We start from the raw sequence: 12,688 nt of genomic DNA on the forward strand, positions 1-12,688 counted from the left end.
GAGCGGAAGTCGTAGGTAGGCCCGAAGGGGCCGGACGAGACGAGCGATGCGGCAGTCGGACGCGAAGGCGGCCGACCGACTCCGTGAAGCGCCAACACGGTCACTGCCCCGCCTCGACGTCCAATAGAACTCATCCCCCCACTCCAGGCCCACAGCAACAGCAGTAATGCCAGCAATACGCCGCGGTCCTACCCAGATTTATGGGTACGATGGGTCACCCTGCGCCAGTGTCTCGCAAGCCTGGCTCAGCTGATCAATGAATTCGCGATGCAGATTGGACAAGGGATCCTGCGTGCGCGTCAGAATGCTGAGGGGCACTTTCAGCGGCGGGTCCAGCCGGCGCACCACCATGCCGGGACGCAGCATGGCCCGCACGGTGATGGCATCGACGATAGCCTCGCCGCAACCTGCCTCGGCCAGGGCGCAGGCCACATAGTGCGTTTGCACCTGAATCGCCACGTCGGGATCCAGGCCCTGTGCGTCCAGGGCCATTTGCAACAGCGCCCCCGAGGCATCGCGCGAATCCAGCACAATCAAGGTGTCGTCGACCAGATCAGACAGGCGCGTCGTTTTGCCGCCGTTCGGTTTGCGGCCCAGATGCACCAGTTCGGTATGGCCCAACGGTGCGCGGGTCAGGCCCGCATAGTCTTGCATATCGAACGTCACGGCCAGATCGAGTTCGCGGCTCAACAGCCCCTGGACCAGCTCGGCGCTGTGATAGGTATGAATGTCGAACGTGATGCCGGGCTGCTTATCGCGGCTGGCGCGCACCACTTGAGGCAGCAAGCCCAGTCCCAAGGCAGGCGCGCACCCCAGGCGGATGTGGCCGTGCGGGCGCTCGCGCAGACTCGCCGCCAGTCTGCGTACGCTATTGAGATCTTGATTCAGCCGGGTGACCTCCGGGCTGAGGATCTCTGCCTCGCGCGTCGCGACCAGCCGGCCTTTGACGCGCTCGAACAGCTTGAATCCCAGTTGCATCTCTGCGTGCGCGAGCAATTTGCTCGCTGCCGGCTGAGAAATATGCAGCGCCGCGGCCGCCTCGGTCAGCGAACCGGTGCGGCGTATAGCCTCGAAAATCTCGATGTGTCGAAGGCGCATGGCAAAAGGGGAAGCGAAAACGCCCCATTCTATTGCGATAATGTGTGCGAAGGGGCGTGTGGTCCGGCGTTTGTGACTCGATGTGGTAGTTCGGCGATGCTTTATCAAAACGCCCCGAGGCGATTGCCGCGCATCGAAAATGACACGCCTGCCGCGAACATGAGCTGGGGAGATCTTGATGTCGATAAGAAAAAGTATCCTGGCGGGATGCGCCGCCGCCTTGTCGAGCGCTGCCGTGGCGCAGGTCGCCGTCGACACGCACGAAAATCTGAATCCCGAGATCGCCTCAGGCTATACGACCCGGCAGGCCGTCACAGGGCGGGACCTCATGGTGGCAACGGCCAATCCGCTGGCGACACAAGCGGGATATCGCATCTTGCAGAAAGGCGGCAGCGCCGTCGATGCGGCCATCGCGGCCCAATTGGTGCTGGGCCTGACCGAGCCTCAATCCTCAGGTATTGGCGGGGGCGGTTTTCTCGTTCACTATGCCGCCGCGAATCGGCAACTGCGCGTCTACGACAGCCGGGAAACTGCGCCCGCGGCCGCGCGTCCCGATCGTTTCCTGCGCGACGGCAAACCGCTGCCGTTTGCCCAGGCCGTCAACAATGGCCTATCCGTCGGCACGCCTGGCCTGTTGCGTGGCCTGGAACTCGCACATCGGCAACAGGGAAAATTGCCATGGCGTTCGCTATTCCAACCCGCCATTGAGCTGGCGACGCAAGGTTTTGCCGTCTCTCCCCGGTTGCATGCGCAGATCAAGGAGTCGCGTGACGCACTGGCCGCTCAGCCTGCCGCGGCTCGCTATTTTCTGGATGCGGCGGGAAATCCCTGGCCAGTCGGACACGTGCTGAAGAATCCCGACTATGCCGCCGTGCTAAGCCGTGTCGCCGACAAAGGGCCCGATGCGTTCTATCACGGAGATATCGCGCGCGACATCGTGGCTGCCGTCCGTAGTCATGCGAGTCCAGGCGATCTGAGCGTCGCCGATCTGGCGGGCTATCGTGCGCGAGTGCGCGAGGCGGTGTGCGGCAACTATCGCGAATATCGTTTGTGCGGCGCGCCGCCGCCCAGCAGCGGCCCGTTGGCCGTGCTGCAGATGCTGGGCATTTTGCAGCACTTCCCCATGAGTCAGTTGGGACCTAACAGCGTGCAGGCGGTGCATTATTTCGCCGAGGCGGGGCGTCTGGCCTATGCCGATCGGGGTTTTTATGTTGGCGATCCAGAGTTCGTCAGGGTGCCTGTGCAGGCCATGTTGAATCCGGCGTACTTGGCCGAACGCGCCGCATTGGTTCATCTCGATCGCAGCATGGGAACCGCATTGCCGGGCGATCCTGCCAAACTGCTGTCGCAGCGCGCGCCAGATGATGCCTTGGAGCTTCCCTCAACGACTCACGTTGTTGTCGTGGATGCGCAGGGCAATGTATTGTCGATGACCAACACCATAGAGTCCGCGTTCGGCAGCAAGATCTTTGTCAGGGGCTTTTTGTTGAACAATGAACTGACCGATTTCTCGATGTCATTTCAAGACCCGGAGGGCCGTCTAGTCGCCAACCGTGTGCAACCTGGCAAGCGGCCGCGCAGCTCCATGGCGCCGATGATCGTGTTTCGCGATGGCCAGCCATATATGGCGGTAGGTTCACCCGGTGGCAGCGCCATCATCAACTACGTGGCCAAGACCTTGGTCGGTGTGTTGGATTGGAATCTCGATATCCAACAAGCGATTGCCCTACCCAACATGGGCAGCCGCAACCAAGCGACCGAGCTGGAGCAGGGAACCGCGTTGGTGGAAATGGCGCCGCTGCTGCGAGCCAAGGGCCATGAGGTCAAGCTGACCGATTTTCCCAGCGGTATTCAGGGGATCGTGATGGACCGCGGTGTCTTGACAGGCGGCGCTGATCCGCGGCGTGAGGGGTTGGTGCTGGGTGAGAAAAATTGAGGTTGAAGTACGGGCGCCTGTTAAGCCGGTATTGCCCCAGGCCGGCGCCTCAGCGCCCGTATTCGCTCCATCAATGATTGTGGCGCGGCATGCGCTTTGCGATCTGCCGGAATTGCAGCGCGTCTTCCAATACCGCGCCCTCGGCCAATGAGCCGACCCCCCGGCGATAAATCATCTGCCAGGGCGTGGCGTCGGCGGGCACGGCGGGAATGCCGTCGGTTTGTTTGCGGCGCGCGATTTCGGCATCGTCCACCAGCGCATCACAGAGCCCTCGGTTCAAATCGATGCGTATCTTGTCGCCTGTGCGCAGCCACGACAGCCCGCCTCCGGCGGCGCTTTCGGGCGACGCGTTCAAAATGGACGGACTGTCGGCCGTGCCGGATTGACGTCCGTCGCCCAGGGTGGGCAGGCTGGAGATACCCTTGCGCAGCAAAGCGTCTGGCGGCTGCATATTGACGACCTCGGCCGAGCCTGGCCAGCCAATGGGGCCCGCGCCCCGGATCACCAGGATGCAGCGTTCGTCGATATTCAGCGCCGGGTCGTTGATGCGGCGGTGATAATCCTCGGACCCGTCGAACACAATCGCGCGGCATTCAAAAATGCCTTCGCTGCCGGGCTCGCTCAAATAGCGTTGCCGGAATTCTTCCGAGATCACGCTGGTTTTCATGATCGCGAAATCAAACAGATTGCCCTTGAGTACCATGAACCCTGCGCGCTCTTTCAATGGCGCGGCATAGGGATAGATGACTTCGCGATCCGTGCTTTCGCGGCCTTGCAGGTTTTCGCGCACGGTCTTGCCCGTGACGGTGGGACAGTCGCCGTCCAGTTTGCCTTGCTGCAGCAGTTCCCACATGACAGCGGGGACGCCGCCCGCGCGATGAAAGCGCTCGCTCAAGTATTTACCGGCAGGCTGCACGTTGGCCAATAGCGGCAGGTCGTAACCCTCGCGTTGCCAGTCGTCCAGCGGCAAGTCCACACCCGCATGGCGCGCCATGGCCATCAAGTGCGGTTGCGCATTGGTGGACCCGCCCAGCGCGGTATTGACGCGGATAGCATTCAAAAAGGCGGAGCGCGTCATGATGTCGGATGGCTTGATGTCATCCAACACCAGATCTACCGCCCGGCGGCCCGTGCGGTAGGCCATCTGGCCGCGTTCGCGATAAGCGGCCGGAATCGCCGCACAGCCGGTCAACGACATGCCCAGCGCCTCGGCCATGGCGTTCATGGTCGAGGCCGTGCCCATGGTGTTGCAGTGGCCTACCGAAGGCGCGGAGTCCAACGCGGCCTGCATGAATTCTTCTTCGTTGATTTGCCCTGCGGCGAGTTTGCGGCGCGAGCGCCAGATCACCGTGCCGGAGCCTACCAGCTCATTTTCATGCCAGCCATCCAGCATGGGGCCGCCGGACAGCACAATGGCAGGAATGTCGACCGTAGACGCCGCCATCAAGGCAGAAGGCGTGCTCTTGTCGCAGCCGGTCATGAGCACCACGCCATCGATGGGATAGCCATACAGGATTTCCACCAGGCCCAGATAGGCGAGGTTGCGATCGAGTGCGGCGGTAGGGCGTTTGCAGTTCTCGAACAAGGGGTGCGTCGGGAATTCGATAGGGATGCCGCCGGCATCACGGACCCCATCGCGCACGCGTTTGACCAGTTCCACATGCACGCGATTGCAGGGCACCAGATCGCTGCCGCTTTGCGCAATGCCGATGATGGGTTTGCCGGAGCGCAGTTCCTCCGGTGTGACACCGTAATTCATGAAGCGCTCCAGATACAGCGCTGTCATGTCGATGTGATCCGGATTATCGAACCAGTCCAGTGAACGCAACCGTTTGACGGGTTTTTTACTGTTGTTCATGTCTACTCCGGGTTAGCCTAGCTTGCCGCCGAGTTCGTCTTCGATATGGGCGCGTATGATCTCGTCGAACGAGGATTCCGCCGTAAAGCCCAGCTCGCGCGCCCGCGTGGCGGTAAATCCGGGGGCCCAGCCTTGGACCATTTGGGTGATCATGGCGTCGGGCTCGCGCCGAATCAGCGCGACGGCCTTGTCACCGGCTACGCGGCGCAATGCCTCGATCTGTTCGCCGACGGTGGCGCTGACGCCGGGCATGTTCAGATTGCGCCTCGGTCCCACACGTTGCAAGTCCAGCGTGGCGGCATGGCGCAGGAATCCCACTGCAGAGCGCGGCGAGGCATGCCAATGCCGAACATCCTCCGGGACGGGCAGCACCGCCTCCTGGCCTACCAGGGGCTCGCGCAAAATGCTGGAAAAAAAGCCCGATGCCGCCTTGTTGGGCTTGCCCGGGCGTACGCACAGGGTCGGCAGGCGTATCCCTATCCCATCGAAAAAGCCGCGTCGCGTGTAGTCGGACAGCAACAGTTCGCTGATGGCTTTTTGCGTGCCATAGCTCGTCAACGGCGTATGGTGAAAATCGTCGGGGATGGGGTAGGGCAACGGCGCGCCATAGACGGCGATCGATGAGGCGAACACGACGCGGGGTTTATAGCCGTCGGCTGCCGATTGCACACGGATGGCGTCAAACAGATAGCGGGTGCCATCCAGATTGATGCGGTAGCCCTTGTCGAAATCCAGCTCGGCTTCGCCCGACACGATTGCTGCCAGATGCACTATCAGATCGGGCCGGCCGGCCACGAGCGCCTCGGCCTTGCCCGGCTCGGACAAATCCGCGGCCTGGCAGTCGACCTGCCCAGCAAATCCCGCGGGCGCCTCCGGGGGCACGACGTCCCACAAGGTCAATCGGTCTACGTGGTGCGCGCCCAACACGTTGTCGCGCGCCAACGATTCGGTCAATTTCCGGCCGACCATCCCGGCCGCGCCAATGACGGCGATATGCATAACAGTCTCCTCCGGGCATCCCGATGCCCGATGTTGTTGTTCGAGGGCTAGGGTTGTTCTCTAGTAGTCATAACCTGCACTTCCAGGTAATCTGATGACCTATTATAGGGTTGTCTGACAGGCTGACTACTGGTAAAAACCAGCCCAACGAAAAAAATCTGGAGACTCGCATGACATCGTCGGCTATCGCCCACACCGCTGACTTGCAGGCCGCATTGGTACGCAGGCTCGGGGCTGCGTCGGTGATTACCGATCCTCAGGACCAGGTGCGTTATTGCCGCGACTGGCATGGCGACGTGACTTCGGGCGCGGTGGCCGTATTGCGCCCCGATTCCACGCAAGCCGTGGCAGAGGCGGTGCGCGTGTGTGCCGAACTGGGACTGGCTGTCGTTCCTCAAGGGGGGAACACCGGCTTGGTGTTGGGAGCCACTCCTGATGATCCTCAGCATCAAGTCGTGTTGACCCTGGAGCGCATGAACCGCGTGCGCAGCATGGACCCGGGCGATTTCTCTGCGGTGGTCGAGGCAGGATGCGTCCTGCAACAGGTTCAAGAGGCTGCTGAGGATGCCGGTATGTTCCTAGGGCTGTCGCTGGGCGCCGAGGGCAGTTGCCAGATAGGCGGCAATATCAGCACCAATGCCGGCGGCATTAACGTATTGCGTTATGGCATGGCGCGCGAGCAGGTATTGGGACTGGAAGTCGTGCTGCCAGACGGCACGATCCTGGATGCGTTGGGGACCTTGCGTAAAGACAACCGCGGCATCGACATCAAGCAATTGTTCATCGGCGCCGAAGGCATCCTGGGTGTGGTCACCGCGGTGTCGTTGAAACTGCACCCGCGTCCCGAACAGGTCGAGACGGCCTTGCTGGGCGTGGACTCGCTGCATACGGCGATTGCGCTGTACCGCCGCGCACGGCGCGATTGTTGCGATCTGATGACTGCTTTCGAGTTCATGCCGCCGTCGGCCTTCATGCTGGCGCGCGAGGCGATTCCCAGCCTCACGCTGCCGATCGCAATGGACCATCCCGGTTATGTGCTGATGGAGCTCTCAGGTTCGGGCCTGGTCGATATGCGCGCCTTGCTGGACCGTTTTCTGGAAAACGTCATGGCCGATGAGCTGGTGCGTGATGGGGTGGTGGCAGCCTCTCGGGCGCAGGCCGCCAATCTCTGGAAATTCCGCGAGGCCATGAACGAGGGTCAGGCGCAGCGTGGCGCGCATCTGCGTACCGATGTGTCGGTGTCGCTGTCTCAATTGTCGAGTTTTGTCGAGCAGGCCGAGACGCGGCTGCGGGCCGAGTTTCCTGATTGCCTGACGCTGTCATATGGTCACGTGGGTGATGGCAATGTGCACATCAATGTGATTCCGCCCGCCTCTGCAGATGCCGTCGAGCGCGATCGCGTGATTCACGATGCCAAGGACTGTATCAACGCCGTGATTGACGAGTTTCGCGGCAGTATCAGTGCCGAGCACGGCATTGGCCGTTTGAAACGCCCTGAATTCGAGGCGCGTATCAGCGACCCGCGCCGCCAGCTGTTGACGGCCATCAAGCGGGCGATTGATCCGGATGGCAGGCTCAATCCAAATTGCCAGATACGGTGCAATGCCTGATGGGCGCTGACGCCATAACGCAGGAACACAATGGTTAACTTCGGACAGATCCAGCGCTTGGAGCATTTGCCTGCCAAGGTCGCTGCGACCATAGGACAAGAAATCTCGTCGGGCCGGCTCAAGGCCGGCGAGAAACTTCCTACGGAACACGAACTGGCCAGGACGTTCGGCGTGAGCCGTTCGGTTGTGCGCGAGGCCATTGCGCAATTGCGCAATGAGGGCCTGCTCGATACCCGGCAGGGCGTCGGCGCATTTGTGCTGGAGCCGCAGCGCCGGCCGGTCATTCGCATCGATAGTACCGATTTGTCCAACCCCGAAAGCTTTCGCAGTCTCTTTCAGCTGCGCGTGCCTTTGGAGGTCGAGGCGGCGGGACTGGCGGCGTTGCATCACACCGCCGAGGAACTCGAACGCCTGGATGAAGCGCTCGACATCATGCGCGGCATGGATACCCGCTGGACGTCCGAGGGTGTCGCTGCGGATCTGGAGTTTCATTGCGCGCTGGCCGACGCTACGCATAACGAGTACTACTCGATGTTCGTGGGATTCATCGGCGAAAAAATCACCAACACGATTGCGGTGGCGCGTGCGCGTGCCGAGCTGGAACAGATTGTGCAGATTACCGTCGCCGAACATACGGCGGTACGCGATGCCATCGCGTCGCGCGACATGATGCAGGCGCGTGCCGCGATGCGAACCCATATTCTGGGAGCTGCCGCGCGCCTGGATCTGCAATTGGAGAGCCCCACCGGCGATAGCGCCAGAGACGACGGTGGAGTGGCTTGATATCGAGGCGGGATAAAGCGCTCGCGACATTTTTATTTCGAATGACAACCGTATTCGCGCGATATGCGCGATCAGGAGACTAGAATGACTGCGCCCGGCGCATCCTCAGATACCTCCACGAAGCGAGGCGACGCAGCTGCTCAACGTGCGCAGATGAGCGCGGCCGATATTCTGCCCCGTGATATCGGCAAGGCCCGCCTGGTCGGCCGTGTCTGGTCCAAGCAGATGGGTGGGCCATGCCCGGTATTCCTGCGCCAGGGGCAGCTTTATGATGCCAGCAGCGTGGCGTGCACGCTATCCGCATTGCTCGAGCGTTCTGACCTGCTGAAGCAGTTTGATCAGAATCGCGATCTGCCTGCGTTGGGCAGCGTGCAGGATTTTCTCGATGGCTCAGCCGGTGAATTGCTGGCCCCGCTCGATCTGCAGGCCGTCAAGGCGGCCGGCGTAACGTTTGCCGACAGCATGCTGGAGCGCGTGATCGAAGAACAAGCCAAAGGCGATCCCTCCCAGGCCCAGGCGATCCGCGCCAAATTGGCGCCCGTGCTGGGAGATAACCTGCGCGGTCTCGTGGCAGGTTCGGAACAGGCACAACAGGTCAAAGCACTGCTACAGGATATGGGCCTGTGGTCGCAGTACCTCGAGGTCGGCATCGGTCCGGACGCAGAGATCTTTACCAAGGCGCAACCCATGTCGTCGGTGGGCTGCGGCGCAACGATCGGCATTCATCCCGGATCGCATTGGAACAATCCCGAGCCCGAAGTCGTGCTGGCGATTACCTCGGACGGCCGTATCGTCGGCGCCACCCTGGGCAACGATGTCAACTTGCGCGACTTCGAGGGGCGGTCTGCCTTGCTCTTGAGCAAGGCCAAGGACAACAACGCTTCTTGCGCCATTGGACCTTTCATCCGTTTGCTCGATGACGAATTCACCCTCGCGGCCTTGGGCCAGTTAGAGGTGTCGCTGGATGTGCGAGGGACCGACGGGTTTCACATGCAGGGCGTCAGCCCGATGTCGGCGATCAGCCGTACGCCGCGCGATCTGGCCGATCAGTTGTTGAATCGCTGCCATCAATATCCCGACGGCGCCGTGTTGTTCCTGGGCACCATGTTCGCGCCGACCAAAGACCGGCGCGGTGAAGGGCAGGGCTTTACTCACGAGGTGGGCGACCGCGTCAGTATCTCGAGTCCCGCGCTGGGGCAGTTGGTCAACTGGGTCGATACGTCAGATGCTTGTCCCGAATGGACATTCGGCGTTGGCGCATTGATGCGCAATCTGGCTGAGAGGGGGTTGTTGACGCCTAAAGCATAGAAGGTCCCGGCTGGCCCCGGTCAGCCACAGCATTGCTCTGCATGATGACTAATAACGCATCGCGCACGCCGGAGGGCGCAGCGCGATCACCAAGGAGACAAGTATGCAACGAGTCACTGAGCTGTTTTATAAATTTCTGGGCCTAATCATGGTCCTGTTGCTGGCTGCCATGGTGGTCATGGTATTTGGCAACGTGCTGCTGCGTTATGGATTCAATTCCGGGATCGTGGTGTCCGAGGAATTGTCGCGCTACTGCTTCGTCTGGCTGACCTTTGTGGGAGCTGTGCTGACATTTCGCGAACACTCGCATATGGGCATCGAAAGCCTGGTTCAGCGTTTCGGACGGCGCGGCCGCCTGATATGCATGGCGTTGAGCAACATCATCATCATGGGCAGTTCCGCGATCTTTTTCTGGGGCGCGGTCATGCAGTTCGATATCAACGCCACCATGTTCGCACCGGTCACAGGGCTGTCTCTGGCCTGGGTCTACGGCATCGGGCTGTTCACTGGCGCAGCCTGCTTTTTGATATCGGCGTTGAGATTGATACAGGTCTTGATAGGCAGGATCAGCGACGAAGAAATCGCCCGCTTTGTCGGTGAAGACGGCCAGATTGCGGAGGTGGTCTGATGACGTTGCTGATCTTTGTAGGTTCGCTGCTGGGCGCCATGGCTGTAGGCGTGCCGATCGCCTTTGCCCTGATTTTCTGCGGTATCGCGCTGATGTGGCACATGGATATGTTCAATGCGCAGATCGTGGCGCAGAACATGGTCACGGGTGCCGATGCATTTACTCTCTTGGCGATTCCCTTTTTCCTGCTGGCAGGCGAGTTGATGAACGCCGGCGGCCTGTCGCGCCGCATCATTGATTTTGCATTGGCCTGCGTGGGCCACATCAAGGGCGGCCTTGGTATCGTTGCCATTCTGGCTGCAGTCATCATGGCCAGCTTGTCGGGATCGGCTGCTGCCGATACGGCAGCGTTGGCGTCCATCCTCATCCCCATGATGCGCGAGGCCGGCTACAACGTGCCGCGCTCGGCTGGGCTGATGGCGTCGGGGGGCATCATTGCACCGGTGATTCCGCCGTCGATGGCATTCATCGTGTTCGGCGTGGCGGCCAACGTGTCGATTTCCAAACTGTTCATGGCCGGCATTGCGCCGGGGTTGATGATGGGATTGACGCTGGTGGCTACCTGGCTGTGGCTGGTGCGCAAATCCGACATCAAGCCCCTGCCCAAGCAAAGCATGAAACAACGCTTGCAGGCGACGGGGCGCGGCGCATGGGCGCTGGGCATGCCGGTGATCATTCTGGGCGGTATCCGGATGGGGGTGGTCACGCCCACCGAGGCTGCCGTGGTGGCTGCTGTCTATGCCTGGTTTGTGGGCACATTCGTCTACCGCGAACTGAAGCTCTCTCATCTGTATGAGGTGTTCCTGAAGTCCGGCAAGACGACGGCAGTGGTGATGTTCCTCGTGGCGGCCGCCATGGTATCGGCCTGGCTGATCACGGCTGCGGACATTCCGGGCGAGGTTACTGCGTTGATCGAGCCCTTGATCGACCAGCCCAAGCTGCTGATGTTCGTGATCATGGTGCTCGTGATGATCGTCGGCACCGCGCTGGATCTCACCCCCACAATCCTGATCATGACGCCGGTGCTGATGCCTGTTGTAAAGCTGGCTGGAATCGACCCCGTGTATTTCGGCGTCATGTTCATCATGAACAACTGCATCGGCTTGTTGACGCCGCCGGTGGGTGTGGTGCTGAACGTGGTCAGCGGTGTGGCGCGCGTCCCCTTGGGGCGCGTGGTGTGGGGAGTGATGCCGTTCCTGCTGGCGTATTCGGTGTTGCTCGTGTTGTTCGTGATTTTCCCGGAACTGATCACCGTGCCCATGCATTGGTTGTTCTAGGTTCCTGATGTTGAGTTCGCCGTGACGACACGTTGCGGCCAGACGTACGAAGCGAGCAACAAGACTCGCCGCTTTACCCAAGTCCAACGTTTACTGACTGATATCGAAAGACAAAATCTGCCGATCAGATGAGGAGATCTACATGAAGAAACTAGTCATAGCCGCCGCCATCGCCGCTCTAGGCGCCGCTACCGCATTACCCGCGTCCGCCGCGGGCGACTTCAAGTCGCGCAACATTCGCCTGTCCAATGGCTTGGCTCAAGAACACCCGGTGGGCAACGGCGTCAAAGTCTTTAATGAGTGCCTGCAGGAGAAATCCGGCGGCAAAATGAAGATCACCGCATACTGGAGCAGTTCGCTGGGCGACGATATGCAGGCTACGCAAGCATTGCGCTCAGGCACGCAAGAGGCCGTGATCACGTCGTCTTCGCCGCTGGTGGGTCTGGTACCTTCTTTGGGCGTATTCGATTTGCCGTTCCTGTTCAGCAATGAGCAAGAAGCCGACGCCATCATGGACGGCGAGTTCGGAAAGTTCATCAATGAAAAACTCGACGCGGCCGGCGTGGTCAACCTGGCCTATTGGGAAAATGGCTTTCGCAACCTGAGCAATTCCAAACATCCCGTGAACAAATGGGAAGACTTTGGCGATCTCAAACTGCGCGTCATGCAGAACAATATTTTCCTCGATACGTTCCGCACCATGGGCGCCAATGCGACCCCGATGGCATTCGGCGAGATTTTCTCCGCCTTGGAAACGCGTGCTATTGATGGCCAGGAAAATCCGTTCGTGACCATCGATACCTCGAAGTTCTATGAGGTGCAGAAATACATCTCTGTGACCAATCACGCGTATACACCCTTCCTGGTCTTGTTCTCCAAGCCGATCTGGAGCCGCTATTCCGATGACGAGAAGGCCGCATTGCGTGAATGCGCCGTGCTGGGCGGCAAAGAGGAACGCAAAGTCATTCGGACAATGAACGGCGAATCTCTGGCCAAAATCAAGAAAGCCGGTCTCGAGGTGAACAACGTCAGCCCCGAAGAGCAAAAGCGCATGCGCGACAAAGTCCAATCGGTGTACGAGCAGCACAAAGCCACAATCGGCGCCGATGTCGTGGACCGCGTTCAGAAAGAGCTTGCCGCCTTGCGTGCAAAGAACGGTTCTTGATCGTCATCAGGCTGCGCCGTGCCCAC

Annotated in this window: 10 protein-coding genes; 7 read left to right on the top strand and 3 right to left on the bottom strand. The window is 60.6% G+C overall.

Features of this window, described 5'->3' with window-relative positions; genetic code table 11:
- Positions 1–198: 198 nt before the first annotated feature.
- Entirely contained in the window at positions 199–1,098 is a 900-nt protein-coding gene (locus tag CAL20_RS04775) for a LysR family transcriptional regulator (RefSeq protein ID WP_094819939.1), read from the bottom strand.
- A 178-nt stretch (positions 1,099–1,276) separates the two neighbouring features.
- Between CAL20_RS04775 and ggt the strand changes: the two genes are divergently transcribed.
- Entirely contained in the window at positions 1,277–3,034 is a 1,758-nt protein-coding gene (ggt, locus tag CAL20_RS04780) for a gamma-glutamyltransferase (protein ID WP_094819940.1), read from the top strand.
- Positions 3,035–3,104: 70 nt separating this feature from the next.
- Here ggt and CAL20_RS04785 read toward each other — a convergent pair whose 3' ends face one another.
- Positions 3,105–4,892: an IlvD/Edd family dehydratase gene (locus CAL20_RS04785; RefSeq protein WP_094819941.1), complete on the bottom strand. Its 1,788-nt coding sequence runs from the start codon at positions 4,890–4,892 to the stop codon at positions 3,105–3,107.
- 12 nt (positions 4,893–4,904) lie between these two features.
- On the bottom strand, positions 4,905–5,891 hold the full coding sequence (gene denD, locus CAL20_RS04790) for a D-erythronate dehydrogenase (RefSeq protein ID WP_094819942.1): 987 nt from the start codon (positions 5,889–5,891) through the stop codon (positions 4,905–4,907).
- 170 nt (positions 5,892–6,061) lie between these two features.
- Between denD and CAL20_RS04795 the strand changes: the two genes are divergently transcribed.
- The 6 genes from CAL20_RS04795 (at position 6,062) to CAL20_RS04820 (ending at position 12,662) form a co-directional block, all read left to right on the top strand.
- Positions 6,062–7,501: an FAD-binding oxidoreductase gene (locus CAL20_RS04795; protein WP_094819943.1), complete on the top strand. Its 1,440-nt coding sequence runs from the start codon at positions 6,062–6,064 to the stop codon at positions 7,499–7,501.
- A gap of 30 nt (positions 7,502–7,531) precedes the next feature.
- Positions 7,532–8,284, top strand: a complete 753-nt coding sequence (locus CAL20_RS04800; protein ID WP_094837331.1) for a FadR/GntR family transcriptional regulator — start codon at positions 7,532–7,534, stop codon at positions 8,282–8,284.
- A gap of 153 nt (positions 8,285–8,437) precedes the next feature.
- Positions 8,438–9,592 carry a fumarylacetoacetate hydrolase family protein gene (locus tag CAL20_RS04805; protein ID WP_094837360.1) on the top strand — a complete coding sequence of 385 codons (1,155 nt, stop codon included), beginning with the start codon at positions 8,438–8,440 and terminating at the stop codon, positions 9,590–9,592.
- A gap of 103 nt (positions 9,593–9,695) precedes the next feature.
- Positions 9,696–10,220 carry a TRAP transporter small permease gene (locus CAL20_RS04810; protein WP_094819945.1) on the top strand — a complete coding sequence of 175 codons (525 nt, stop codon included), beginning with the start codon at positions 9,696–9,698 and terminating at the stop codon, positions 10,218–10,220.
- Positions 10,220–11,497 (top strand): TRAP transporter large permease subunit, encoded by a 1,278-nt coding sequence (locus CAL20_RS04815; protein WP_094819946.1) that lies wholly within the window; start codon positions 10,220–10,222, stop codon positions 11,495–11,497. The genes CAL20_RS04810 and CAL20_RS04815 overlap by 1 nt, the downstream gene beginning before the upstream one ends.
- Before the next feature lie 142 nt (positions 11,498–11,639).
- Positions 11,640–12,662: a TRAP transporter substrate-binding protein gene (locus CAL20_RS04820; protein ID WP_094819947.1), complete on the top strand. Its 1,023-nt coding sequence runs from the start codon at positions 11,640–11,642 to the stop codon at positions 12,660–12,662.
- Positions 12,663–12,688: the final 26 nt, after the last annotated feature.

The sequence above is a fragment of the Bordetella genomosp. 4 genome (genome assembly GCF_002261185.1).
GTDB lineage: Bacteria > Pseudomonadota > Gammaproteobacteria > Burkholderiales > Burkholderiaceae_B > Bordetella_A.